Origin of the sequence: Bifidobacterium sp. AGR2158, assembly GCF_000424225.1 — a bacterium.
GTDB lineage: Bacteria > Actinomycetota > Actinomycetes > Actinomycetales > Bifidobacteriaceae > Bifidobacterium > Bifidobacterium anseris.
Map to the genome: position 1 here is coordinate 246,504 of NZ_AUJM01000012.1, position 24,078 is coordinate 270,581.

24 protein-coding genes are annotated in these 24,078 nt (G+C 63.4%); 9 read left to right on the forward strand and 15 right to left on the reverse strand.

Translation table 11 applies throughout. The features are described from left to right. Window positions 1–18 precede the first annotated feature (18 nt). Window positions 19–690 carry a response regulator transcription factor gene (locus G606_RS0103725; protein WP_155802765.1) on the forward strand — a complete coding sequence of 224 codons (672 nt, stop codon included), beginning with the start codon at window positions 19–21 and terminating at the stop codon, window positions 688–690. After that, a complete protein-coding gene (locus tag G606_RS0103730; RefSeq protein WP_026644828.1) occupies window positions 666–1,760 on the forward strand; it encodes a sensor histidine kinase in 1,095 nt (364 codons plus the stop codon). Before G606_RS0103725 ends, G606_RS0103730 begins: the two co-directional genes overlap by 25 nt. Before the next feature lie 164 nt (window positions 1,761–1,924). Here G606_RS0103730 and G606_RS09800 read toward each other — a convergent pair whose 3' ends face one another. The 3 genes from G606_RS09800 to G606_RS0103740 form a co-directional block, all read right to left on the reverse strand. After that, window positions 1,925–3,493, reverse strand: a complete 1,569-nt coding sequence (locus G606_RS09800; RefSeq protein WP_051198482.1) for an MFS transporter — start codon at window positions 3,491–3,493, stop codon at window positions 1,925–1,927. A gap of 104 nt (window positions 3,494–3,597) precedes the next feature. Continuing rightward, a complete protein-coding gene (locus tag G606_RS10915) occupies window positions 3,598–3,810 on the reverse strand; it encodes a Txe/YoeB family addiction module toxin (protein WP_442852239.1) in 213 nt (70 codons plus the stop codon). A gap of 67 nt (window positions 3,811–3,877) precedes the next feature. Continuing rightward, window positions 3,878–4,132, reverse strand: coding sequence for a type II toxin-antitoxin system RelB/DinJ family antitoxin (locus tag G606_RS0103740; RefSeq protein ID WP_026644829.1), 255 nt, complete (start codon window positions 4,130–4,132; stop codon window positions 3,878–3,880). A 260-nt stretch (window positions 4,133–4,392) separates the two neighbouring features. On the opposite strand from G606_RS0103740, the gene G606_RS0103745 reads away from it, so the two are divergent. Together G606_RS0103745 and G606_RS0103750 are read left to right on the forward strand one after the other, a co-directional pair. Next, window positions 4,393–4,683 carry a hypothetical protein gene (locus G606_RS0103745; protein WP_026644830.1) on the forward strand — a complete coding sequence of 97 codons (291 nt, stop codon included), beginning with the start codon at window positions 4,393–4,395 and terminating at the stop codon, window positions 4,681–4,683. Continuing rightward, window positions 4,676–5,101, forward strand: coding sequence for a PIN domain-containing protein (locus G606_RS0103750; RefSeq protein WP_051198485.1), 426 nt, complete (start codon window positions 4,676–4,678; stop codon window positions 5,099–5,101). The genes G606_RS0103745 and G606_RS0103750 overlap by 8 nt, the downstream gene beginning before the upstream one ends. 74 nt (window positions 5,102–5,175) lie before the next feature. Here G606_RS0103750 and G606_RS0103755 read toward each other — a convergent pair whose 3' ends face one another. Beyond that, the gene (locus G606_RS0103755) at window positions 5,176–6,774 is read right to left on the reverse strand and encodes an MFS transporter (protein WP_026644832.1); all 1,599 of its coding nucleotides are present in this window, start codon (window positions 6,772–6,774) and stop codon (window positions 5,176–5,178) included. 43 nt (window positions 6,775–6,817) lie between these two features. Then, entirely contained in the window at window positions 6,818–8,341 is a 1,524-nt protein-coding gene (gtfA, locus tag G606_RS0103760; protein ID WP_026644833.1) for a sucrose phosphorylase, read from the reverse strand. A gap of 387 nt (window positions 8,342–8,728) precedes the next feature. Between gtfA and G606_RS0103765 the strand changes: the two genes are divergently transcribed. Further along, the gene (locus tag G606_RS0103765) at window positions 8,729–9,790 is read left to right on the forward strand and encodes a LacI family DNA-binding transcriptional regulator (RefSeq protein ID WP_026644834.1); all 1,062 of its coding nucleotides are present in this window, start codon (window positions 8,729–8,731) and stop codon (window positions 9,788–9,790) included. A 127-nt stretch (window positions 9,791–9,917) separates the two neighbouring features. On the opposite strand, the gene G606_RS0103770 is transcribed toward G606_RS0103765, so the two are convergent. The 9 genes from G606_RS0103770 to fbaA all read right to left on the reverse strand — a co-directional run bounded on the left by G606_RS0103770 (window position 9,918) and on the right by fbaA (window position 19,884). After that, window positions 9,918–11,153, reverse strand: coding sequence for an ABC transporter substrate-binding protein (locus G606_RS0103770; protein ID WP_442852240.1), 1,236 nt, complete (start codon window positions 11,151–11,153; stop codon window positions 9,918–9,920). A gap of 294 nt (window positions 11,154–11,447) precedes the next feature. Continuing rightward, the gene (locus G606_RS0103775) at window positions 11,448–12,224 is read right to left on the reverse strand and encodes an ABC transporter ATP-binding protein (protein ID WP_051198550.1); all 777 of its coding nucleotides are present in this window, start codon (window positions 12,222–12,224) and stop codon (window positions 11,448–11,450) included. Window positions 12,225–12,346: 122 nt separating this feature from the next. Beyond that, window positions 12,347–13,366 (reverse strand): ABC transporter ATP-binding protein, encoded by a 1,020-nt coding sequence (locus G606_RS0103780; protein WP_081663989.1) that lies wholly within the window; start codon window positions 13,364–13,366, stop codon window positions 12,347–12,349. After that, entirely contained in the window at window positions 13,359–14,342 is a 984-nt protein-coding gene (locus tag G606_RS0103785; RefSeq protein WP_026644838.1) for a branched-chain amino acid ABC transporter permease, read from the reverse strand. Before G606_RS0103785 ends, G606_RS0103780 begins: the two co-directional genes overlap by 8 nt. Before the next feature lie 6 nt (window positions 14,343–14,348). Beyond that, window positions 14,349–15,776 (reverse strand): ABC transporter permease subunit, encoded by a 1,428-nt coding sequence (locus G606_RS0103790; RefSeq protein WP_026644839.1) that lies wholly within the window; start codon window positions 15,774–15,776, stop codon window positions 14,349–14,351. Window positions 15,777–16,053: 277 nt separating this feature from the next. After that, on the reverse strand, window positions 16,054–16,428 hold the full coding sequence (locus G606_RS0103795; RefSeq protein ID WP_026644840.1) for a fluoride efflux transporter FluC: 375 nt from the start codon (window positions 16,426–16,428) through the stop codon (window positions 16,054–16,056). Then, entirely contained in the window at window positions 16,428–17,261 is an 834-nt protein-coding gene (locus tag G606_RS09805) for a fluoride efflux transporter FluC (RefSeq protein ID WP_051198487.1), read from the reverse strand. Before G606_RS09805 ends, G606_RS0103795 begins: the two co-directional genes overlap by 1 nt. Before the next feature lie 157 nt (window positions 17,262–17,418). Beyond that, on the reverse strand, window positions 17,419–18,705 hold the full coding sequence (locus tag G606_RS0103805) for an adenylosuccinate synthase (protein WP_026644841.1): 1,287 nt from the start codon (window positions 18,703–18,705) through the stop codon (window positions 17,419–17,421). 114 nt (window positions 18,706–18,819) lie between these two features. Beyond that, the gene (gene fbaA, locus G606_RS0103810) at window positions 18,820–19,884 is read right to left on the reverse strand and encodes a class II fructose-bisphosphate aldolase (protein ID WP_026644842.1); all 1,065 of its coding nucleotides are present in this window, start codon (window positions 19,882–19,884) and stop codon (window positions 18,820–18,822) included. A gap of 72 nt (window positions 19,885–19,956) precedes the next feature. Between fbaA and G606_RS0103815 the strand changes: the two genes are divergently transcribed. From G606_RS0103815 to G606_RS0103830, 4 genes are all read left to right on the forward strand, one after another. Next, a complete protein-coding gene (locus G606_RS0103815) occupies window positions 19,957–21,348 on the forward strand; it encodes a polysaccharide deacetylase family protein (RefSeq protein ID WP_081663991.1) in 1,392 nt (463 codons plus the stop codon). Window positions 21,349–21,492: 144 nt separating this feature from the next. Continuing rightward, window positions 21,493–21,693, forward strand: a complete 201-nt coding sequence (locus tag G606_RS09810; RefSeq protein ID WP_051198489.1) for a flavodoxin — start codon at window positions 21,493–21,495, stop codon at window positions 21,691–21,693. A gap of 101 nt (window positions 21,694–21,794) precedes the next feature. Further along, window positions 21,795–22,184, forward strand: coding sequence for a hypothetical protein (locus G606_RS0103825; RefSeq protein ID WP_026644844.1), 390 nt, complete (start codon window positions 21,795–21,797; stop codon window positions 22,182–22,184). 107 nt (window positions 22,185–22,291) lie between these two features. Beyond that, the gene (locus G606_RS0103830; protein ID WP_231371401.1) at window positions 22,292–23,062 is read left to right on the forward strand and encodes a DUF4234 domain-containing protein; all 771 of its coding nucleotides are present in this window, start codon (window positions 22,292–22,294) and stop codon (window positions 23,060–23,062) included. A 23-nt stretch (window positions 23,063–23,085) separates the two neighbouring features. Here G606_RS0103830 and G606_RS0103835 read toward each other — a convergent pair whose 3' ends face one another. Next, a complete protein-coding gene (locus G606_RS0103835) occupies window positions 23,086–23,955 on the reverse strand; it encodes a LysR family transcriptional regulator (protein ID WP_026644846.1) in 870 nt (289 codons plus the stop codon). Window positions 23,956–24,078: the final 123 nt, after the last annotated feature.

Consider the following 24,078-nt stretch of genomic DNA (forward strand, 5'->3'; position numbering starts at 1 on the left):
CTGGTATACGATGAATCCATGAGAAGGACAACCAAGAACGGCAACGTTATCCACATCGGCATCGTGGACAACGACCCATGCTCGCTGAGGATGCTGGCGCTGATGGTCGGACACGCCTCACCCACATTCCAAGTAATCTGGACCGCTGATTGCGCGCAGCATGTACTGGAGCATTGCCTGTATGACCAACCCAATCTTCGCGCAAACGTCATTCTCATGGACATGGCACTCAACGAGGAGTCAGGAGCCAATCTGAGCCGCCGGATACGCAAGCATGACGGCAGAACCGGCATTATCGGAATCACGGCCTACCCCGCCAGCCATTATCGAGACGACTGCATCGATGCCGGCTTGCAGGGACTCCTCGAGAAATGCACGCTCTCGGATACCGGTATGCTGATGCAAGCCATCGAGCGAGCGGCACAAGGCGAGGGCTGCGATCCGTCTTTTATCAACGCCCACGATGCGTATCTTCGCCTCTCCCCAACCAATGATCGCCGTTCGCTGACCTCTCGCGAATTGGAAATCATCAGCCTGTACGCCAAACATAAATCGACTGAAGACATTGCCCGACAACTCGGCATCTCAGCAGGCACCGTGTTTTCGCATATCCACCATGCGTTGCCAAAACTCGGCGTCACCACCCGGAACGAGGCCATACTGGCATGCCAAACCATGCATCTCATCTGACAGCCGCACTTCGTACCCGCCACCCATGGATCCTGCTCATCGCATGCATCAGCTTCACGCTGTATCTCATCCAAGCCTGCCCGATGTTCTTTCCCTGGTACGCGGATGTGCTGATGATAGCCGTGTTGATTTCTTTCCTCATCATGCCCAAATACCCACGGCAGGGCATTGGAGCAGCCCTATGCCTCCTCATGGCTTCCGCGTATCTGCCATTCCCCACACCCTCGGCAAGCAGTGCGCTCATGGTGTTGCTCATCGCAACCCTGGGCGCGATTGGCACCTATGACGTGCTGATTGCCGCACCGTTGGCGTTGATCGCCATCATCTGCAATCCCTATCGCGCAGACTATGTGCGCCCATTAGATGGCTGGCAGCTGGCCGGCGCGGCCATGCTCGTGCTGGGCGCAGCCGCCGTCGGCATGTTGCTCAGGCAAATCCAACTGCGGCGACAAGCCGACAAGCAGCATGTCGAAGACATGGAACGTTTACGCGTCGCGCGGCTGCTGCACGACAGTGTGGCGAATGGCATCACGCGTGCACTACTGCTCATCGACAGTGACGTAACCGACGATGCACAACTGCACGACGAACTGACGCAAGCGTTGACGGACACCCATAGCATCATCAGCACATTGGAGGATGGCGAGGATCGTATATCGGCGCCTGCAAGCGACGATATCGCCACGTCCGTGGAACACATGGAACATCAGCTTGCGCAAGCCGGGTTCGATGGGGAACTTCTCGCCAATACGGCATCCCTCCGTCTAAGTTGCGCCGCCGAAGAGCTCCTACGTAACATCCTCAAGGAAACCACGACGAACATGCTCAAGCACTCGAACCCCGAGTACCCCTACATAATCTCGCTGTACAGCGCTAACGGCAACGCCGTATTCCGCATCACCGATACGCCCAAAAACACGACGCCCGAACCATCACACCAATACGGGCGTTCCTCCGGGCTTGCGCGGCATCAACAGCAGATTGAACGCATTGGCGGCACAGTCACCATCAGCTATGATCGCAATCTATTTTCCGCCACCTACACCCTGCCGACGCGCCCTCCCCGGTGACTTCAGCAGCAGCAAGCGCCAAGTCGACCCACGTTTCGACGCCGCTCTGTTCGCAGGGGCATCAGCACCATGCCGCAAAATGATCGGCGGTGTTCGCCATGCCAGCACAATGAACACAGCGAACACCGTCTTACCCGCCAACGCCTTACCTATCTCAACCTATCTCAGCGCTTCGCGGCCGTCACAATCGAGGCGGCGCCGCACGCGCCGGCAAACGCGAACATGAGCGCCACCCACAGGAAGACGCTCGAGAAGACGCCCGCGTAGGCGAAGACGAATCCGCCGACGACGACGCCGAGCAGACGGCCGAGCGTCGCACTCGTGTTGAATACGGCGAGATATTCGGCGGCGCGGTCGACCTGCGGCACCGAAGCGACGGCGAGCGACTGCAGTGCGTCATCGATCATGTGGATGGCGAAACCACCGATGCCGGCGAACACGTACAGGCCGGCGGTCGTGTAGCTGACGAGCGGCACGACGGCGGCGACGATTGCCAGCGCGATGCCGATCATCAGCACGAGCCGATCGTTGTCAAAGGACGCGCGCAGCAGATCGGTGACGCCTTCGCCGAGCAGTGCCATCGCGCAGGCGAGCAGACCCATAAGCGCAACCATCGTCATCGTCAAGCGCAGATCAAGGCCGGCGTTGACGCCACCGCGATACCGCACGACGAACCAAACGTAGGCGACCGCAAGCATGACGCCGGCGGACGCGAACAGCCGCGTCAGGCAGATCGTGCGCCATGCGGCCGTCGGATGGCCGACGCGTAGCGTGACGAGCAGATCGGAGGTCTTCATCGGCTTCGCGCGCGAATAGACGGTCGAGGATTCGCGCGGGACGACGAGCAGACCCAGCACACCGGCGGCGAGCAGCGCGACGGCGCACAGATCCATGCCGGCGCTCGGCTCGTCGGCCATCAACACGCCGAACCAGATGCCGAACACGAGGCCGATGAGAAGTCCCACCATGCGCCATGTGCCGACTGCATCACGGAACTTGTCCGGCACACGTTCGCCGATCGACGCGTGCAGCGCGCACAGCATCGCCGCCAAGCCGATCTGCATCAGCGCCCAGATGATGCCGACGGCGACCGGCGTATGGCACGCGCCCAGTGCGAACGCGAACAGGCCACAGATGAGCGCGCCGCCGGCGAACCACGGCGTGCGGCGGCCGACGGGCGTGCGCGTGTGGTCGGACAGCGGCAGGAAGAAGATCGTCGCGACGAAGGAGCACAGAATGCCGACGCCGAGCACCCACGACAGCGCGACTGCGCCGCCGACCGGACCGCCCAAGGCGTCGAGTTCCTGCGGCACGAGCGTGATGTTGAGCGCGGCGAGCGCGAACGCGAGGAAGAACGCCGTGCATGCGAAGCCGATCTTCATGCGCAGCACCTGCGTCTTCGTCGGGCGGTAGCCGTTTGCATCCACCATCGGATCGCGCATATCGAGGAATGCGGATTCGAGGTCGGGCACCGGCTCATCGGCGCCGCCGACCGGCGAGCTCGCACCCATCGCGGCGGCCTGCACTTCCGGCTGATCGGCGGCCGCCGGCGGCGTCTTCGGCTTCTGGCGCACGGCGAGACGCGCGACGGCCGCCTTGTCCTCGTCGGTGAGCGCTTTGTCGAGGTCCGGGCGATCGTCGATGCCCGGACGAATGTAGTTGGAGTTCGGGAACGGACGCGGCGCGAGGCGCCCAGCGTCGTTCGCATTCTGCTGTGGAGACTGATCGTTCATACGCACAACGATAACCGCGACCACGCGGTGGACGCCACGTTACCGCCGTGCGCGCAGACGAATCATGAGGATGGCACGAGCTGTCATCTTATCCGCCACGTCCATCATCGATCGCCGTAATGAGTACGGCACTGCACGATTTCAAGACGCAACGACCGACCGCTTCCCGCAACGCGATACACCAGACGATTTTTCGGGTCGATACGGCGTGACCAGTATCCTGACAGATTTCCCCGCAGCGGTTCCGGCATACCCAGTCCATCCGCCATCCCGTTGCGGTCGATGTCCTTGATGAGGGCATTGACCTTCTTCAGCATTCTCTTGTCGACATGCTACCAATACAGATAATCTTCCCAAGCTTCATCAGTCCACACCTTAAGCATGTCACGGCTCCCGAAGTTCATGCTCGGACACGTCGCCTTGCTCCAGCTGGCGAATCGACCGTTCCAGATGACGCATGTTCTCGGGAGCATAGAACGGATCAGCACTCACCGGGAACGGAATGCCATGCTCACGCACCACCGCCTTGGCGAAAATATTGAACGCCGTCGTCATGTTCATGCCTATCTGATCACAGATCGCAGAGAATTCCTCCTTTGTCGAATCCTCCATGCGCACACTCACCGTAGTCATACTCATTACAGCCTCCATATAACCAATAACTAAATGAACGCATCTATTGTATAGCTGCTGTCAGTACGGTACAAGGTTACTATGGGATAACATGCACTCACACAGCAGTGACCGCCCCGTCAGCTCCCCTCTCCTATCTTTTCTTTTCTTTGATCAGCCATGAGCGGGAATGCAGATACCGCTGAGCCACATCACTATAGATAGTAGAATTATCTACAGTAGATAGATTGGTGCATATACCCAAGGAACGACCGAAAGGAACGACGATGGCCACGTCGACCGTCAGCGCAAGCATGGACGCCACGACGAAGGCGATCGCGAATGCGCGGATCTGCGAGGCCGGGACGACGCCGAATCAGGTCATCCGCGACCTGTGGGCGCATATCGCCGACACCGGCGAGATTCCTGCGTACGATGCGTCGGAGTCGCGGCGCTCCCGCAAGCTGATCGTGCTGAAGAAACTGGAGTCGCTGCGCGCGCAGACGCCCTCCGGCACCGCATTGGTGGCGATGTCCGACGACGAGGTGCGCGAAACGTTGGGGAACCGCCATGCCTAATGCGCCGCGCCTGCTGCTCGACACCAACATCCTGCTCGATTATGTGGTGCCGGAGCGCCCCCATTCGGAGGCCGCGGCGACGATCGTGCAGATGGCCGCACACGGGCATGCCACGATCTGCGTGACGCCGGGTTCATTGAAGGATCTGTATTACATTGCCTGTAAATCCATCGGCGAATCACTCACCCGCCAGTACATCGAGGCCTTCCTCGACCTGTTCGTCGTGCTGACGGTGAATCAGGAGCTCTGCGCGCTGGCGGTCCGTTCCGATGAGCCCGATTTCGAGGACGGACTCGTCCGGGCGGCCGCCGAAGTCCATCACATCGACTTCATCATCACCCGCGACCACGCCGCATTCCAACGGTTCACCGTGCGCTCGATGAGCTCCGACGAATACGTGCGCCTTTTCTCGCAATGAGCACGACGCATATGGAAAAAGGCCGGCGACGTGGACGTCGCCGGCCTTGGCAATGTGATGATGAAAGGAACGCGTCACTTGACGTTGCGGATGCGCATGATGAGCGCGGCCGCGATGAGCACGATGACGATCGCGACGACGAACACCCACGCATAGGCGGCCGCCGGCGTTCCCGACGCGTGCATCGCCGATTTCGCGATCGAGACGACGATCGATGTCATCATCGTGCCGATGACCGTCGAAAGCGTGTTCGCGAGGTTGAGGATGCCCAAATCCTTGCCCGCCTCCTTCGGATTCGGCAGCACGGCCACGTTGAGCGCCTGATCGATCGCGTTGTAGACGCCGTAGCCGAGACCGGCGATCGCGGCGAACAGATACATACCCATCGGCGAACGGAACAGGAGCGGCATTGCGGCGCCGACGGCGAACAGGCAGCTCGCGAGCGCGACCGGCAGCTTACGGCGACCGATGCGATCGGTGATCGGTCCGGCTGTGACGGCGGCGATGAGCGAGACGACGAGCGTGATGACGCCCATCGTCGCGATGATCGCGGCCGCCTTGTCGGTGGCGTGCGAGTCGCCGGCGTAGATGTAGTCCTGCGCGATGTACAGCTGGTAGGTCGTGATCATCCAGTAGCCGCCCATCATCAATGTGCGGCCGACGAGCGCATAATAGAAGTCGGGGGCGTTGCGCGGCGGCCGGAAGTTGCGCAGGATCACCTTGGCGCTCATCTTTTCCCCGTCGGCTTCGTATTTGCTCGACTTTTCGCGCGGCCATACGACGACGACGAAGATGCCGATGAGCGAGAAGATGGCGAGGCCCATCATCCACGCTTGGAAGATGCCCGATGCGCCGTGCGTGAGGAACGCGGCGCCGACGACCGAGCCGAGCGTCTGGCCGACGGCGATGCCGGCACCGTAGAAGCCGGAGATCGTGCCGCGCACCTTGTCGGGAACGCGGTCGGACATGACGGCGACGTACGGCGCGAGCATCATGTTGTAGCCCATCTGCGCGAGGCACCACAGCGTCACGATGAGCGCTTCCGAGCGGGTGAACGCGATCGCGCCGATGCTCAGGCCGGTGATCAGGCCGCCGAGCACGATCCACGGCGTGCGCTTGCCGAAGCGTGAGCGCGTCTGGTCGGAGAGCGTGCCGAAGACGATGTTCGCGACGAGGGCGACGAATGCGCCGATCGAGTTGACGAGGCCGAGCATGAACACCTTGCTGCCGGAGTCGATCTGCTCGAACACGCGCGGCAGGATGACAGTGCTCAGTGCGACCCACGGGATCGCACATGCGATCGCGGAGACGGTGAAACCGACGCCGAGCCGTACGATTTCCGTCTTCGTCGGGCGGTGGCCGTCGGCCGAGACCATCGGGTCGCGCATGTCCATGAATGCGGAGTCCTCGTCGGGCACGGCCGTGTCGATCGCGGCGAGCGCGGCCATGCCGGAGCCGGGAACCTGCGAATCGGTGGCAAGTTTGACGCCCTGCGTCTGTTCGTCGTCGATGCTGGGTTCGGCGGCACGTTTCTTCGGCATCGGCGCGGTCAGGCGCGCGATGTTCTCCTTGTCTTCGGCGCTCAGCGCCTTGTCCGAGTCGGGCCGGTCGTCGATGCCCGGTCGGATGTAGCCGCCTGTCGGCTTGCCGCCGGTGCCTTGTTCGTCAACCATGATCTGCCTTTTTTCCGTTTCGTTGTTCGTCCGCGCGCCGCGTTCAGTTTGTATGCGCGACCGGCGGGTTCGCGATGAGGTCATCGCTGACGTGGTCGCCTGTGGCGTCCTTCCATGCGAGCGTCGCCACCGGCTGCGCGTTGTCGACGCCGATGCCCTTCGACGGCGTGAAGGTCAGCGTCGCCGACGTCTCGCCATCGTTCCACGCAAAACTCACCGTCGTGCCATCATCGCCCGTCGCGTAATCGAAGTCGCCGTCGAATGCGGGCAGCTCGTTGCGGAAGCGCGCAAGCGCGTTAAGCGCCTTGACGACCGGACGTTCGAGATTCTCATCGATTTCGGCGGTCGTGTAATAGTGGCGGTTGATGTCGCGGCCGACGTTCGTGCGCTTGAGCAGCGCCATGTCGTTCTCGCCGGCGAGCGCGCCGACGTAGTACACCTGCGGCACTCCCGGCAGGAAGAACTGCACGGCGCGCGCGGCGATGTAGTGCTGGTCGTTGCAGCCGAGCGCGGAGTAGTACGTGGAGTTCACCTGATAGAGGTCGAGGTTCGATGCGGCGGCGCCGGTCGCCTCCTTCGATTCGCCGTGCGTGTTCGCGGTGATCGTCTCGACCATCGCGTCGACGTCCTCGTCGGGGACGAGTCCCTTGAGCGAACGGTCGAGCTGGTCGGAGCCGATGTCGATGACGCCGATGCCGTCATGCGTGTCGAGGACGGTGACGGCGTTGTTAGGGCGGATCTCGGTCCAGTGCGCGAGCGCGTCGACCTTGCCGGTGAACAGCGAGTGGAGCAGCAGCGGGGGCAGCGCGAAATCGTAGACGCGATCCACCTTCGAGGCGATCTCCACCTGCTTCTTGTAATAGGAGTGCACCTCAATGAGGATCTCGAGGCCGCGCTTGGCGCCCTCCTCACGCAGGCGCGAGATGAGCTCGAAGGTCTTCGGCGTCATGAAGCAGCTCGTGCCGGCTTCCTTCGCGCCGTAGCCGACGGCGTCGAGGCGGATGTACTTGACGTGCGACTTGCCCATCTGGTCGAAGATCGACATCAGGTATTCCCAGCCCTTGTCGGAGTCGGTGTCAATGTCCACCTGCTGCGGCGTGAACGTGACCCAGACGAGGCGCGCCTTGCCGGCGAAGTTGTAGTGGGTGAACGGCAGGCCCGGGCGCGGGCGGTAGATGCCGGCGAGTTCCTCCTCAGTCGCGCCGTCCGGGAACACCGAGCTCATCGTCAGGAACATCGGGTAGTACTCGGATTCCTCACCGCGCTTGAGCACGTCCTGAAACTGGCGCGACTGCCAACTCATGTGGTTGACGATCGCGTCGACCATGATGTCGTGCGTCTTCGCGAGTTCGGCGACGTCATCCCAGTCACCGAGGCGCGGGTCCACCGTCGTGTGGTCGATCGGGTCGAAGCCAGCGTCCGCGCCGTCGAAGGGCGTGAAGAACGGCAGGATGTGCACGCCTTCGTAGACGCCGTCGAAGCGCGTGCGCAGGATGTCAGTCAGCGAGGCGAGGTTGCCATCGCCGAGACGATTCGCATAAGTGATGAGCTGTACTTTGTTCTTCACGGGTTCCTCCTCGTCGAGTCATACGGTCGGTCAATCACACCGTTGGGATCAATCGGTCGGGCCGAAGCCCGGGGCCGGATCGATGGTGTCGTATCGAACCGGTTCGATACCGTTGATTATGGCACCGACGAGGCGGTCGCGCAACACGAGCTCCCATCGGCGTGTCGAACCGGTTCGAGAGTCGCGGCGGCGACGTCGCGACGACGATCGACGCCGCGACGTCGCCGCGCCATCGGCACGTCGTATCTACAATGGATAACGTCAAACCGGTTCGACACCATCGATCGAACGACGACATCGACAATCGAACAGCAACATCGATCAAACAACACAGACATCAACGACGACACGGCACACAAGCACACACAGCACAGACAGGAGGCACGGATGGTCGGCATGCGCGACGTCGCGAAACGCGCGGGGGTTTCGGCGAGCAGCGTCTCACTCGTCATCAACGGCACCGGATACGTGTCGCAGGACATGCGCGCGAAGGTCGAGCAGGCGATGCGCGAACTCAACTACGTCCCCAACGAGCTCGCCCGCCACTTCTACCATGGCCGCACCGGCATCGTTGGCGTCATCGTCCCGACGATCCGCCATCCGTTCTTCGCGACGCTCACGTCGCAGCTGCAGCGCGAGCTGTCCGCACGCGGACTGCGCACGATGCTGTGCTCGACCGTCGACGCGGCGAACGGCGAGGCGCAGTACGTCGACATGCTGCGCCAGCGTAGCCTCGACGCGCTCGTCGTCGCCGCGCACACGACGCACGACGCCGACTATTGGTCGTCGATCGACCGACCGATCGTCGCCTTCGACCGCAATCTCGGCGCGCGCATCGCGCAGGTCGATTCCGACCATCGTCATGGCGGCGCGCTCGTCGCCGACGTGCTGACGGACGGCGGCGCGCACGACGTCGTCATCATCGGCGGCCCGCGCCGGCAGTTCACCGATCTCGGCGACACCGGCACGACGTTCCCGACGGTGCGCTATGTGCAGACGCTCGAGGAGCGGCTTGACGACGCCGACATCGCGCACACGTACATCGAATCGGGCGAAGTGTTCGACATCGACGGCATGCGCAGCGCCGTGCGCGAGGCCTTCGACGCGCACCCGCAGATGGACGCCTTCGTCGGCGCCGACCTCGCCGCCGCCTTCGCGATGCAGGAGGCGACGCTGCGCGGCATCGCCGTGCCCGAGGATCTGCAGATCGTCGCCTATGACGGGACGACGGTCGCCGACTGCGCGGGGCTGCCGCTGACCGCCGTCCGTCAGGATTTCGAGGCGATTGCGCAAGCGATCGCCGACGACGTCGAGCAGCAGATCGATGACGCCGCGCAGCCGCCGCAGACTGAATCGACACAGACTGAATCGACGCAGACTGAATCGACGCAGACGGCGCGCATGACGATCGTTCCGGTGACGCTCGAACGACGTTCGACGACGCGCTGACGCGCGCGTCATGCAGCAGCCGCGCAACGCAATACGCACCAAACAAACAGTGGGCCACCCATGGAGGATGGCCCACTGCCGAGAGTCGCCCGGCCGATCAGCCAATCAGCCGGATTCGCAGATCGCGTCACTCGCTCGGGACGTCGCCGCTCTGCATCGCCTGGAACACGTTGACGTTCTTGTCGTCATATTCGTAGATGCCGATGTTCGCGGAGCTCGGATCGTTATTCTTGTTGAACGCGCCGATGCCGGTCTTGCCCGAGTACTGGATCTTCTTCTTGTCCTTGATGAGCGCCTTGCAGGCCTTGAAGCTGTCGCACTTCTCGCCGCCGTCCGCGCCGGAGACCGAGGCGAGGTTCTTCTGGATCGTCTCCCCGCTTGTACTGCCGCCCTGTTCCGCGGCGAGCGCCGAGAGGATCACCGCGTCGTACGTCTCCGCCGCGTACGTCGTGTCGGAGACCTCGGTGCCGGTGCCCTTGAGCGCCGCGAGGAACGCGTCGTCGACGTGGGCGCCGGGGATTGTGCCCTTCGACCCCTTGAGCAGCCCGGCGTCGTAGGTCTTCGAGTAGTCGACGGTGTTGCCGTCCACGAGATAGAGCTTGTGGGTGTCCACGCCGGCCGAGGCGAGCGATTTGATGAGCGGCGTCGCCTGGTCGTACGAGATGATGAGCGTCGCGTCGGCGCCGGAGTCCTTGATTGCCGATGCGATGGATGAGTAGTTCGTCTCCGCGGGGTCGAACGCGTCCTTTTCGCCGTAGACGACGTCGACGCCGGCGGATTTGAGCTTCTCGAGGATGATGTCGCGCATGCCGGTGCCGTATTCGTCGTTGAAGCATGCGATGGCGAGCTTCTTGACGCCGTCGCCGGCGATGAGGTCGCCCATGACGGCGCCCTGCACCGCGTCGGGCGCGACGGTGCGGAAGAAGTACGGGTCCATGCCGGAGAGCGTCATCGACGTGGACGCCATCGAGATGACCGGGATCTTCTCGGCGACGATGCTTTTGTAGACGTTCTTGACGACGCCCGATGCGGCCGGTCCGATGACGACCGACGGATGCTTCGCGAGCACCGATTGCGCGGCCGACGTGTTCTGGTCGGCGTGCTCGCCGTCCGATGTGTCCGCCTCGACTTCGGTCACGTCCTTGCCGAGGACGCCGCCGGCCGCGTTGATGTCGCTCACGGCGAGCTTGATTGCGGCGACTTCCGGCGGCGCCAGATAGGCGAGCGTGCCGGTGAGCGGCAGCAGCGCGCCGACGACCATGCCGTCCTCGTCGGCCGCCGCGCTCGAGTCGGTCGCGCCCGACGAGCCGCCGCAGCCGCTCAGCGCGAGCGTCGCCGCCGCGACGAACGCCGTCATCACCATCGCAGGCTTTCGCATATTGTGCAGTCGCATATGCATCACTTCTCTTCCTTGTCTCAGACAAACGACCGTATTGGACGAACGGCCGCCGCCTAAGCAAGGCCGTCGGACGTCATCACTGTTGTGCTTGTCTCATCATTGTTCTTATCATCAGTGTTTAATTGTTTTTCTCTTATATTATCTTAAATTATTAGTATTCGTTGACGATTGTGTTACTTGCATATTTCGTGATCTATGAAATATATTGATTGACAGAGTGTCAAGTATTATTCTCTCGGCGGTCACGTCGAACGGCGGTCATTGTCCGGCCTTCTCGACCTCCTCTTCAAGGTTGCCCAGATACAGACTGATGACCTTCGGATCGTTCATCAGGTCGCGCCCGCGCCCAGAATAGGCGTTGCGCCCCTGGTCGAGCACGTAGCCGCGGTCGCAGATCTGCAGGCAGCGTCGCGCGTTCTGCTCGACGATGACGACGGAGACGCCGGCCTTGTTGACCTGACGCACGCGGATGAAGGTCTCGTCCTGCATCATCGGCGACAGGCCGGCGCTCGGCTCATCGAGCAGCAGCACCGACGGCTGCATCATCAGCGCGCGTCCCATCGCAACCATCTGCCGCTCGCCGCCGGAAAGCTGTCCGGCGAGCTGGTTGCGCCGCTCGCCGAGCTTGGGGAAGATCGAGCAGACGTACTCGAAGCGTTCGTCGAACTTCTTCGGCGCCTGATACGCGCCCATATGCATGTTCTCGGCGATCGTCAGGCTCGGGAACACGTTCTCGGTCTGCGGCACGAAGCCGACGCCGCGCGACACGAGTTTGTCGGCGCGCAGATTCGTGATGTCCTGCCCACGCAGCGAGAGCGTGCCCTCGTGGATGCGTACGAGCCCGAACAACGATTTGAGCAGCGTCGATTTGCCGGCGCCGTTGGGGCCGATGATGCCGACGATCTCTCCGTCGTGCAATGTGAGCGAGGCGCCGTTGAGGATGTTGACGCCCGGCAGGTAGCCGGCGACGAGGTTGTCCGCGTCGAGCAGCGGCTCGCCCTCGGGTTCGCCGACGTGGATCTCGGCGCGGCTCATCGGGCGCGGGGCGTCCGCCGTGCCGTCGAGTCCGTAGATGTCGACGCCGTCCGATGTTTCACGTGCAACCTTCCCGCCGCGACGCTTGGCGTTCTTCGACGCGGCCTTCGATGTCGCAATGTTCATGAGCGTTCCTCCAGACCTTCGAGCACCGAGTCGTCGCCGAGATCGACGTCGGCGTGCGCGCCGAGATAGGCGTCGACGACCGCCGGATCGTCCATGACGGTCTTCGGCGGCCCCTCGGCGACGATCCTGCCCTCCGCCATGACGGTCACCCAATCGGCGATGTGGCGCACCATGTTGATGTCGTGCTCGACGAACAGCACCGTCGTGCCGTCCTCGCGCAGACTGATGATGTGGTCGAGCAGCGACTGCTTGAGCGCCGGGTTGACGCCGGCCATCGGCTCGTCGAGCATGACAAGCTTCGGGTCGCACATCAACGCGCGCGCCATCTCGAGGAGCTTGCGCTGGCCTCCGGAAAGCGAGCCGGCGAAATCATCCTTCTTCTTGATGAGCAGGAAGCGTTCGAGCAGCGCCTCGGCCTTCTGCCGGTTCTCGCGCTCCTTGCGTCGCCACATGCCCGGGAACAGCGAGCGCAGCATACCCTCCCCCGGCTGGTCGGGCGCACCGAGCAGCATGTTGTCGAGCACCGACAGACGGTTCATGACCTTCGTCAGCTGGAATGTGCGTACCATGCCGCCGCGGGCCACCTGCTCGGGATTGACGTGCTGCATGTCCCGGCCGTCGAAGCGCCAGCTGCCGGTGTTCGGCGTATCGAAGCCGGTCATCAGGTTGAAGAACGTCGTCTTGCCGGCGCCGTTGGGGCCGATGAGCGCCGTGATGCCGTGCCGTTCGATCTCGAAATGGTCGACGTCCACCGCCGTCATGCCGCCGAAGCGGCGCACGACGTTATCGGCGACGAGGATCGGATCGGGCTTGTGCACGCCCGGCTTGGCCTCGACGAAGGCCAGATCACGCGTGACCTTGTCGCCGTAGGCGGTTGAGATGAGCTCCTCGCCCTCGGGCGGCTTTGTGCCCCACCGGGCGATGTCGTAGAACGGTTCCTTGACGCTCGCGGCCGACGTCGCGTCCGCGTCCTTCCTGTGCACCGCGTCGAGCGGCGGCCTATTGTTGTCAGCCATGGAACGCCAACTCCTTCTTGTTGCCGAGGATGCCTTGCGGCCGGAAGATCACGAGCAGCATGAGCGCGATGCCGACGATGACCCAGCCGAGCGCCTCGATCTGGTTCGACGAGACGACGGTCGGCGGAATCGACACGCGCATCGTCTCCTTGACGGCCGTCAGCAGCACCCACAGCACGCACGAGCCGAGAATCGGGCCCATGACGGTCGCGGCGCCGCCGAGCAGCAGGATCGTCCATGTATAGAACGTGACGGTACGGCCCAGCGAATCGGGGTTGAGCGAACGCGGCAGGATGAAGACGATGCCGGCGAGCGCGCCGAAGAAACCACCGACGATGAGCGCCTGCATCTTGTACGTCGTGACCGACTTGCCCAGCGAGCGGATCGCGTTCTCATCCTCGCGGATGCCTTTGAGCACACGTCCCCACGGCGAGCGGAACCACCGCCAGCACAGGAACGCGCACAGCGCGACGAGCACCCAGGCGACGATGCGCAGCCACCACGAGTTCGCGATGTTGTTGTTGTACGTCCAGATGAGGAAGGTCGACGTGCCGTCCGGCAGTGGCGAGAGATCCTCGAACTGCGTCGTGAAGTCCTGCGGGGCGATGCCGGCGGAGCCGCCGGTGACGTTCGTCATCGACGTGGACCTGCCGACGATGCGCACGATCTCGGCGGCCGCGAGCGTGACCATCGCCAGATAATCAGGGCCGAGCTTGAGCGTCGGGATGCCGAGCAGCAGCGCATAGATCGCCGCGAGCAGCAGCGCGAACAGCACCGACGTGAACAGGTTCGCGCCGTGCATCTGCGTGATCGCGAAGCCGTAGGCGCCGAGCAGCATGAAGCCCGCCTGGCCCATGTTCATCAGGCCCGTCATGCCGAAATGGATGTTCAGGCCGATCGCGGCAAGCGCATAGGCCGCCGTCGTGGGAGCGAACAATTCACCGAGGATGTTCGCGATAATGGTCATCGTGTCCATGAATAATCACCCAATCCTATTGCGCTTGCCGAAGATGCCCTGCGGTCGCACGAGCAGGACGAGGATGAGGATCGCGAGTGCGCTCGCGTAGCGCATGTCACTCGGGATGACGAGCGTGCTCAGGTCGGCGACGACGCCGATGACGAGCGCGCCGACGAGCGCGCCGTTCGCCGTGCCGAGACCGCCAAGCGTGACCGCGGCGAACATCAGCATCAGCAACGTGACGCCGGTGTTCCACGCGATGCCGTTGAGGTAGATGCCGAGCAGCACGCCGGAGAGTGCAGCGAGCGCGCAGGAGAGCGTCCAGACGATGCGCACGACCGAGTCGACGTTGATGCCGGACGCGGCCGCGAGCGCCGCGTTGTCGGAGACGGCGCGCGTCGCGCGGCCGAGCCGTGTGCAGTAGAGGAAGACGGTCACGCCGACGATCGTCGCCAATGCGATGCCCGCGCAGATGAGCGCCGGCGCGTTCGTCGTGATCGGACCGAGCTGGATGCCTTCCGGCACCGATTTGACGATGCCCTTGATGTCGCCGCCGAAGAAGAACTGGTACAGGTACTGCAGCGCCATCGACAGGCCGATCGTGACGATCATCTGCTGCATCGTGCCGACGCGCTTGTGCCGCAGCGGCCCCCAGATGAACTGGTCCTGCAGCAGGCCGGTGAGGCCGCCGATGACGATGGCGAATATCGCGGAGAGCACGACCGGCATATGCAACATCTGCGTGCCGACGTACGCCATCAATCCGCCGAGCGTCACCTGCTCGCCGTGCGAGAAGGAGCTCAGGCCGGTTGTGCCGTAGACGAGGTTCATGCCGACGGCCATGAGGCCGAGCAGCAGGCCGAAGATGATGCCCGAGTACAACTGCTGGCAGAAACGCGCCCATGTGACCGACGACGCCGCGGATTCGTCCGTCTTGGCGTGCGTCTGCGTCGTCGGCTGTTTCGCGTCCGCCGCCGCGCCGCTCGACTTGGACGGCTGTTTCGCCGCCGCAGCCTTGTCGAAGCGGACGACGCCACGCTGTTTCGAGAATGATGATTTGACGATTTCGACGGTCGCGCTGTCGGCCGCGAATCCATACTGCTTGGCGACGTCCTGCGGAATCGTGACCGTGTACTTGCCGTCGTCGGCGACCTTGAACGCCCACGTGCCGTCGTCCGCCGTCGTCGTCTCGCCGGTCGCGGCACCGCCGAGCGTCACCGTGACGCCGGCGATCGGCTTCTGGTCGGAGCCCTGCAGGATGCCGTTGACGCAGCCGTATTCGGCGGTCGGCACGCAGCGGTCGGTCGCTTCGACCTCGGCCGCCACGGCCTGCGGCGCGTTCAGGCCGCACCACAGGAAGACAGCAGCGATGACCGCCACGACGCACAGCAGATGCCGCCATCGTGCCCCTCGACGCCTGCATCGGGCAACGGATCGATATGTGGATGCCATGAGCACCCCCTCTCTCGTGATGCCCATGAACTTAGCGCCGAAGCCGGTGCAGGCACATTACCGAGGTATTTCCCAGCGGTAACCATGAGAGGGGGTGATTCACATGAAGAAAACAAAACGTGGTATCACGCGCGCGACGCGGGCGCGCGATACGTGGGTCAAGACTGTACAAATCGTACGCGAGTGTCTATGCAAACGTTGGTGTCAGCGCATGCAATGCAACAACAATGCAGCGAGCCGTCGCGGCAGTGTCTCATCGCGGCAGTGTCCCATCGCGTCAATGTCCCATCGCGCCGACCCACCAGCCGAGGACGACCATCAGGAACGGGATGAGGACGGTGACGGCGAAGTAGCCGAGCGCCATGCCGATGCGCTTGCCTTTCGCAAGCGAGACCATTTCGTTGATCGCCGTCGAGAACGTCGAGAATCCGCCGAGGAAGCCGGCGACGAACAGCAGATAAGTGAAATAGTTGACGGTCTGGTAGTAGTAGGCCGCCGCGGCGATGCCGGCGAAGAAGGCCGCCATGATGTTGATGACGAAGGTGGACAGCGGGAAGACGCGGTCCCACCAACGCTGGATCGACGTGTTGAGAACGAAGCGGGAGACGGCACCGAGGCCGCCGCAGATGCACACGAGCAGGAACTCCCCCATCACTTCACCTCCCCGGTCAGCGGATCGGCATGGACGATCGGGATCTCGTCGGTCTTCGGATTGGGGTCGCCGACCGGCATCGCGTCGAGCGGCGCGTCCTCGACCGGCACACGCACGCCGATCGCCGGCTTCGGCTGTTCGCGATGCCGCAGCGCGTCGGCCACGGCGAGACTCGCCGCACGCACCGACGTGAGCTTGAGGCCGAGCCACGAGCCGAACCAGGCGACGACGATGCCGACGAGGAACGTGATGACCGTGTAGACGATGAAGCTCAGATAGCCGCTGTTGTGCAAGGCCGTGATGTCCTCGACCATCATCGCGGACAGCGTCGAGAAACCGCCGCACATGCCCATGCCAATACCGCGGCTCGCCAACTGGCGCACACGTTTGCGGATCCAGATCGCCTGCGACATGTAGGAGGTGAGCAGCGCGAAGACGAAGCAGGCGATCATGTTCGCGATGAAGGTGGCCGGATGGAAGGCCATCCACAGCGGGGAATCGGAACCCGGATACGGCAGCACGAGCCACAGGCCGTACCGCAACGCGGTGCCGACGCAGCCGCCGAGGAATACGACGAGATAGATCATGCCATCGGCAAGCGGATTGAAGCGCGCCTGCATGCGTTTCATCGGCGCCAATGGGACGCTCGGCGGCTTGCGCGCGGCGGCCGCTCCGGTCGGATGGGGCTGCATGAGCTCCTTGCGAAGGTCGCCGGTGTCGTCGGCCTCCGTTCCGGCGGTTTCCGTCGCCGGTTGCTGTGTTGGCTGCTGCCCTGTCTGGTTGTATTGGTTCTGGTCGTATTGGTTGTGTCGCGTGCTCTGTTGCGTGTTCATATGAAAATCACCGCCTCAATACAGCTCTGGGTTTCGGCGTGTGCTGACATGATAACCCGTGGAACATGGAAGGGCGCCGGGCGGTCCTCGTTATGGACGGCCCGGCGCCCGACGGTCGGTGGCGGCGGCGCCCGATGGCCCCGCGTCACCGGCCGCTTCAGTCGATGAGCGAATGGATCTGGATGATGTGGTCGCGCTGCGGACCGGTGCCGATGACCGAGATGCGGCAGTTGGACAGTTCCTCGAGCCGCTTCACATAGGCCTGGCAGTTCGCCGGCAGGTCCTCGAAGCGATGCACCTGCGAGATGTCCTCAGTCCAGCCCGGCATCGTCTCGTAGATCGGCTTCGCGGCGGCGAACGCGACCTGATCGGTCGGCATGTCGTCGTAGCGCACACCGTCCACGTCGTAGGCGACACAGATCGGGATCTCCTCAAGGCCGGTGAGCACGTCGAGCTTCGTCAGCACGATGTCGGTCAGGCCGTTCACCTGCGTCGCATAGCGGTTGACGACGGCGTCGAACCAACCGCAGCGGCGCGGACGGCCGGTTGTCACGCCGTATTCGTGGCCCTGCGCGCGCAGCCAATCGCCCCATTCGTCGAACAGCTCGGTCGGGAACGGACCTTCACCGACGCGCGTCACATACGCCTTCGAGACGCCGATGACGCGGTCAATCTTCGTCGGGCCGACGCCGGTGCCGGTGCACGCACCGCCCGCCGTCGGATTCGACGACGTGACGAAGGGGTAGGTGCCGTGGTCGATGTCGAGCATCGTCGCCTGACCACCCTCAAACAGCACGGTCTTGCCGTCGTCGAGCGCCTGGTTGAGTACGAGCGACGTGTTCGCCACATACGGCTTGAGTCGTTCGCCGAGCCTGAGCAACTCCTCGACGGTCGCGTCGACGTCCACCGGACGGCGGTTGTACAGTTTGACAAGCATCTGGTTCTTCTGACGCAGCGCGTTCTCGACCTTGTCGCGCAGATGCTCCTCGTTGAACAGATCGGCCACGCGGATGCCGATGCGGTTGATCTTGTCCGCATACGCCGGGCCGATGCCGCGGCCGGTCGTGCCAATCTTCTTCTTGCCGGCGAAGCGTTCGGTGACCTTGTCGATCATGCGATGATACGGGGCGATGACGTTCGCCGATTCGCTGACGAGCAGCCGCGAGCAGTCGATGCCGCGGCTTTCCAATCCGTCAATCTCCTCGAACAGCACTTCCGGATCGACGACGACGCCGTTGCCGATGACCGGCGTGGCCGTCGGGCTGATGATGCCGGACGGCAGCAGGTGCAGCGCGTACGATTCGTCGCCGACGACGACAGTGTGGCCCGCGTTGTTGCCGCCGTTGAAACGCGCGACATAATCGACCCTCGTTCCGATCAGATCAGTCGCCTTGCCTTTTCCTTCGTCGCCCCACTGGGCGCCGATCAAGACGATTCCTGGCATGCTCCACCTCCGCTGGTTCTCCGGATCCGCCGAGGACAGATTACCGTAGGCCCTCTACGCGAGCCCTTCAGCTCGCGTAGAGGGCCTACGGAGACAGTGCGCCACCTGTGCGCGTTATTTGAGCGCGCGGCCGGCCGAGCCAAGTTCCTGACACGCCTCGACGACGCGCACAGCCATCGAATCCTCGGCTTCCTTGCCCCACGAACGCGGATCGTACATCTTCTTGTTGCCGACCTCGCCGTCCACTTTGAGCACCTCGTCGTAGTGGCGGAACATGTGGTCGGCGACCGCGCGCGTGAACGCGTACTGCGTATCGGTGTCGATGTTCATCTTGACGATGCCGTACGAGACGGCTTCGGCGATCTCCTGCGGCGTCGAGCCGGAGCCGCCGTGGAACACGAGCGCGAAGGGCTTGCCTTCGGGCATGTTCGCGTCGAGCGTCACGTCGAGCTCACCGCTCTTCGCACGATCCCACACGCCGTGCTGGATCTGCTCGAGCAGCTGCGGACGCAGCTTGACGATGCCCGGCTTGTACGCGCCGTGCACGTTGCCGAAGGTGAAGGCGGCCATGTAGCGGCCGCGCTCACCGAGCCCGAGCGCCCGCGCGACGGCGACGCCGTCCTCGACGCTCGAATACAGCTTCTCGTTGATTTCGGCGCTGTGGCCGTCCTCTTCGCCGCCGACGGCGCCGATCTCGATCTCGAGCACCGTGTGCGCGCGCACCGACTTGTCGAGCAGTTCGCGCGCGATCTGCAGATTCTCGGCGAGCGGCACCGTCGAGCCGTCCCACATGTGCGACTGGAACATCGGCTCGCGGCCGTGCGCGACCTCGTCGATCTCGATGTCGAGCAGCGGGCGCACCCATTCGTCGAGATATTGCTTGGCGCAGTGGTCGGTGTGCAGAGCGACGGTGATGTTCGGATACCTCTTCGCGACCTCGTGCGCGAAGGCGGCGAAGGCGAGCGAACCGGTGACGCGGTCGAGCACACGCTGACCGGAGAAGTAGGCGGCGCCGCCCACCGACACCTGGATGATGCCGTCCGATTCCGCCTCGGCGAGCCCCTGCAGCGCCGCGTTGAGCGTCTGCGAGCTGGTGACATTGATCGCAGGGTACGCGTAGCCACCCTGCCGCGCGGCGTCAAGCATCTGCGCGTAACGTTCGGGAGTTGCGATAGTCATGTCTCCTATCTTATGGCGTGCGGGCGCGCGCGACGCCCACAGCCGACCGCGAAACGCCCGATGCTAAGCTGAATGGCAGCACATAAGGCGGCCGATGGCGGGAGGGCGATCACGGTGTCGCAGAACAAACGCAACAGGGACAAGTACATCGACGAGAACGACGTCGCCGAGAACGAGGTCGTCGAGGATCTGCAATCGTTGGACATCGACGGCGGCGACGAAGAGGAGGACGTCGCCGCCGTCGAGGAGATCGATTTCCAGGGCAGCGCGAAGCCGCCGAAACGGCCGCACAGAACGATGGGTCCGGTGGCGGCCGCCGTCGTCACCGTGCTCGTCGCGCTCATCGTCGTCGCGCTCGGTGCGGGCGCATGGTGGATGTGGCGATTCCATTGGCGCTCCGTCGACGTGAACGTCGACGGCGAGACGGTGTCGGCGCGCGCGGACACGACAATCGCGCGGTTCCTCGACGACCATGACGACTTCGGACGCACGCGCGGACGGCTGCTGTCACTTAAGGGGAAGGTGCTCGACAAGGACGGCGGCGATCCGGTCGCTGTCAGCGTCAACGGTACAACGGTGCCGGCGGCCGACTACGGCACGACGACGATCGCCGACGCCGAGACGATGACGGTCACGCCCGGCAAGGACGTCACCGAGGCGCATACGAGCGAGCAGCGCACGACGAAATACGGCACCGACATCAATCTCAACAACGGCCCGATCCAGGTCGTCACGCAGCAGGGCGAGGACGGCGAGCAGGAGGTCTGGATCGGCAAACGGTCGAAGGAGGAGGTCGTCCACAAGGAGATCAAGCCGGCGAAGAAACTCACCGTGCAGTCCTTCGCGCCGCAGCCGGCCGAGAAGAAGGTCATTGCGCTCACCTTCGACGACGGGCCGAGCCAGTACACCGGGCCGATCCTCGACATCCTCAGGCAGAAGAAAGTGAAGGCCACGTTCTTCGACCTCGGCGAGGAGGCGCTCGCCTACCCGAAGCTCGAACAGCGTATGGTCAAGGAGGGTCATCAGGTCGCGTCGCACAGCGTCAGCCATCCGTACATGCCGGACATGTCGCGCGACGACCTGCGCAAGGAGATCCTCACAGGCTTCGCCGACCTCAAGGAGGCGAGCGACACGAAGACGCGCGTGCTGCGCGCGCCCTACGGCGCCTTCGGCGTGCAGCAGTGGAAGGACACGGCCGACATCGTCGACATGAACGTGCTGTGGAGCATCGACACGCTCGACTGGAAACGCCCCGGCAAGAAGGCGATCCACGACGAGGTGCTCAAGAACGCGTATAACGGCGCGATCGCGCTGATGCACGACGGCGGCGGCGACCGCACGCAGGACATCGAGGCGCTGCCCGGCATCATCGACGATCTGAAAAAGCAGGGGTACTCCTTCGTCACGATCGACGAACTGTGCGAGATGGGCGGCGTGCCGAAACCGGCGCAGGGGAAGGACTAAAGAAGGACTAAATCGGCGGCTCAATCAGGCGGGGGCCTCCGTCACAGCACGATCGCATGCAGCTGTGCTTCAGAAAAAGAAATTGACACGACAAACAAACTGGTCGTATACATCACCGGAACCGGCAACACGGCGCCGCGCGAGATGCGCACATGGCTCGAATCGCATGATTTCGCCGGCAAGACGATGACGACCTTCGCGACGTCGTCGTCGAGCACGCGCGGAGCCCTCGGCGAACAGCTGCATGATTCCGCGCCGGACGCGCAGTGGATCGACGGACGCCGTTTCGACGTCGACGCGAACGAGGCCGAGCTGCGCGACTGGGCCGAGTCGCTCGGCATGTGAGCGGCGTGCGGAATCACGCATCGTAGCCGCCCGCACGTTCCGCGCCACGTAGGATGGGACACGCATGACGAACGATCACGGCACGGAAACGGAGACGAGCGATGACGACAACGAATCGGCATGATGACGGCGACGGACGCTCGATGAACATACGGCCACGCGCGGCACTCGCCGCCGTCGCCGCGCTCATCGTCATCGGATATGCACTCATCACCCCGGTGCTGCTGTCCTCCTTCGACGGCGCGCCGAATGACGCGATCGGCGCATGGCTCGACCGGTCGACGACGAACGTGTGGCTGCTTGTCGCGGCCACGATCGCCGGACTCGGCTGCTGGATCAGCGCCGCCGTCGTCGAAAAACGCTCGCGCCCGCAGGGTCGAATGGTCGGATGGCGATCGCTCATCCGACCGGCCGTGACGATTGTGACCGGGCTGTGCGGCTTCTGCGTCTGCTTCTCGCTGCCGATGCTGTGTCTGCTGCATCTGGGCTGACGGCCGTCCACACTTTCGCGTTCCGTTTGTGCGCGGATGGCGTGGACGTCTACACTCGAATCGGACCCGTGCAATGCCGCATGGGCAGCATGAGGAGAGGACCCATCATGACCGACAACAACATGCAACCACAGATTCCGATGCCGGCGCTGCCACCGCGCCCGGGCGAAGCCAGCGCGACTCCGATGCCGCAGTCGGCGCCGACTTATCCGGATACATCGAACATGACACCACAACCGGCATATCCGGACGCAGCGGGAACCGCATCCCCGACACAACCCCAACAGCAATATCCGGGCTATCCTGAGCAACCATCGCAGCCTTATGCGGAGCCATCGAATACGGCATACGCGCCGGCGGCACAGCCCTACGCCGGCGGGGCGAACATCCCGCCGTCGATTCCGGCGGGCGGCGCAGGCCCATCGAACGAATACCAGCCGCAGCAGCCGATCCCGGTGACCGTCGTGCAGCAGGCCCCCGCGTACAAACTCAAGACGAACCGCAGCCTGCTCAAATACATCCTGCTCGGCCTCATCACACTTGGCATCTACGACATCGTCGTCATGTATGACGTGACCGAATCGACGAACATGGTCGCCACGTCGCACGACGGACGCAAATCGACGAACTATCTGCTCATGTACTTCCTGTTCGGCTGGCTGTCGCTCGGCATCGCATGGCTCGTGTGGTACAGCAACCTTTCGGATCGCATCGGCAACGAACTGCAGCGCCGCGGCATGCCGCGCGAAGTGAGCATGTCCGATTTCTGGCTGTGGTGCATCCTCGGCTCGCTAATCATCGTCGGCCCGTTCATCTATCTGTACAAGCTGCTCAAGGCGACGAACATGATGTGCGCGGACTACAACGCGCGCGGCTGATCCGCCGCGGCCGGCTGCGCGGACTACGCTCCGCGCAGCTGCCGCAGGAACCGCTCGGCGATCGGGCTGAGCGGACGGTTGCGCCTCCAGACGAGGTGCAGCTTTGTGACGAGCGCCGGACGCAGCGGACGGAACACGAGCCCCGAATCGGCACTCGTATCGACGATGCGGTCGAAGGCGAGCAGCACACCGAGCCCTTCGCGGGCAAAGACGGCCGCGTTGTAGGCGAGGCCGAAGGTCGCCTCGAGACGCAGATCAGGCATGCGCGATCCCGCCCAGCGCGCGATCTCATGTTTCCACGCCTGCTGTGAGCAGAACAACGGTTCGCCGACGAGATCATCGATTGAGACGGACGTGCGCGACGCGAGTCGATGATCGGCGGGGACGATGACGCCCCAACGGTCGACATTCGGAAATTCGAGCGCCTCGTATTTCGTCAGGTCGGGATCGTGCGCGAGAACGGCGAAATCAAGCGTGCCCTGGTCGAGATGCTCGAGCACCTGCGAGGAAACGCCGCTTTCGACGTGATAGCGCAGGTCGGCGCACTGTTCGCGCAGCTGTTTGATCTGCCGCGCGAGATATTGGATCTGATACGACTCCGCGAGACCGAAATACAACGTGCCGCCGGTGACGTTGCCGAGCGACGCGAACTCGTCCTCGATGCGGTCGGCCATGCCGACGAGATCACGCGCGCGTTCGCGCAGCACGCGCCCCTCCTTCGTCAACGTCAGCCCGAAGCTGCGCCGCACGAACAGTTGCGTGCCAAGCTCATGTTCGAGCGATTTGATGAGCTTCGACAACGACGGCTGCGACATGTGCAGATTGGCCGCGGCGCGCGTCATGTTCTCTTCACGCGAAACTTCGAGGAACGCGCGCAATGCCCGGATCTCCATCGGCGTCCTTTCGCAAAAGTTATTCGTTCAACGAATAATGATTATAGCAAATCACTATTTGCGTTATGACATCGCGCGACCGACACTAGACAGCACAAGCCGATGAGACGGCACAGGACGCGC

Excerpts from the sequence above, each read along its gene's own strand:
- G606_RS10915 (WP_442852239.1), bottom strand. The coding sequence starts at position 3,810 with ATGCTGAAGAAGGTCAATGCCCTCATCAAGGACATCGACCGCAACGGG.
- G606_RS09800 (WP_051198482.1), bottom strand. The coding sequence starts at position 3,493 with ATGAACGATCAGTCTCCACAGCAGAATGCGAACGACGCTGGGCGCCTC.
- G606_RS0103790 (WP_026644839.1), bottom strand. The coding sequence starts at position 15,776 with ATGGCATCCACATATCGATCCGTTGCCCGATGCAGGCGTCGAGGGGCA.
- G606_RS0103830 (WP_231371401.1), top strand. The coding sequence starts at position 22,292 with ATGACCGACAACAACATGCAACCACAGATTCCGATGCCGGCGCTGCCA.
- G606_RS09810 (WP_051198489.1), top strand. The coding sequence starts at position 21,493 with ATGCGCACATGGCTCGAATCGCATGATTTCGCCGGCAAGACGATGACG.
- G606_RS0103765 (WP_026644834.1), top strand. The coding sequence starts at position 8,729 with ATGGTCGGCATGCGCGACGTCGCGAAACGCGCGGGGGTTTCGGCGAGC.
- G606_RS0103725 (WP_155802765.1), top strand. The coding sequence starts at position 19 with ATGAGAAGGACAACCAAGAACGGCAACGTTATCCACATCGGCATCGTG.
- G606_RS0103835 (WP_026644846.1), bottom strand. The coding sequence starts at position 23,955 with ATGGAGATCCGGGCATTGCGCGCGTTCCTCGAAGTTTCGCGTGAAGAG.
- G606_RS0103750 (WP_051198485.1), top strand. The coding sequence starts at position 4,676 with ATGCCTAATGCGCCGCGCCTGCTGCTCGACACCAACATCCTGCTCGAT.
- G606_RS0103815 (WP_081663991.1), top strand. The coding sequence starts at position 19,957 with ATGGCAGCACATAAGGCGGCCGATGGCGGGAGGGCGATCACGGTGTCG.
- fbaA (WP_026644842.1), bottom strand. The coding sequence starts at position 19,884 with ATGACTATCGCAACTCCCGAACGTTACGCGCAGATGCTTGACGCCGCG.
- G606_RS0103825 (WP_026644844.1), top strand. The coding sequence starts at position 21,795 with ATGACGACAACGAATCGGCATGATGACGGCGACGGACGCTCGATGAAC.
- G606_RS0103730 (WP_026644828.1), top strand. The coding sequence starts at position 666 with ATGCCAAACCATGCATCTCATCTGACAGCCGCACTTCGTACCCGCCAC.
- G606_RS0103775 (WP_051198550.1), bottom strand. The coding sequence starts at position 12,224 with ATGAGCCGCGCCGAGATCCACGTCGGCGAACCCGAGGGCGAGCCGCTG.
- G606_RS0103740 (WP_026644829.1), bottom strand. The coding sequence starts at position 4,132 with ATGAGTATGACTACGGTGAGTGTGCGCATGGAGGATTCGACAAAGGAG.
- G606_RS0103795 (WP_026644840.1), bottom strand. The coding sequence starts at position 16,428 with ATGGGGGAGTTCCTGCTCGTGTGCATCTGCGGCGGCCTCGGTGCCGTC.
- G606_RS0103785 (WP_026644838.1), bottom strand. The coding sequence starts at position 14,342 with ATGGACACGATGACCATTATCGCGAACATCCTCGGTGAATTGTTCGCT.
- G606_RS0103745 (WP_026644830.1), top strand. The coding sequence starts at position 4,393 with ATGGCCACGTCGACCGTCAGCGCAAGCATGGACGCCACGACGAAGGCG.
- G606_RS0103805 (WP_026644841.1), bottom strand. The coding sequence starts at position 18,705 with ATGCCAGGAATCGTCTTGATCGGCGCCCAGTGGGGCGACGAAGGAAAA.
- G606_RS0103755 (WP_026644832.1), bottom strand. The coding sequence starts at position 6,774 with ATGGTTGACGAACAAGGCACCGGCGGCAAGCCGACAGGCGGCTACATC.
- G606_RS09805 (WP_051198487.1), bottom strand. The coding sequence starts at position 17,261 with ATGAACACGCAACAGAGCACGCGACACAACCAATACGACCAGAACCAA.
- G606_RS0103770 (WP_442852240.1), bottom strand. The coding sequence starts at position 11,153 with ATGGTGATGACGGCGTTCGTCGCGGCGGCGACGCTCGCGCTGAGCGGC.
- G606_RS0103780 (WP_081663989.1), bottom strand. The coding sequence starts at position 13,366 with ATGGCTGACAACAATAGGCCGCCGCTCGACGCGGTGCACAGGAAGGAC.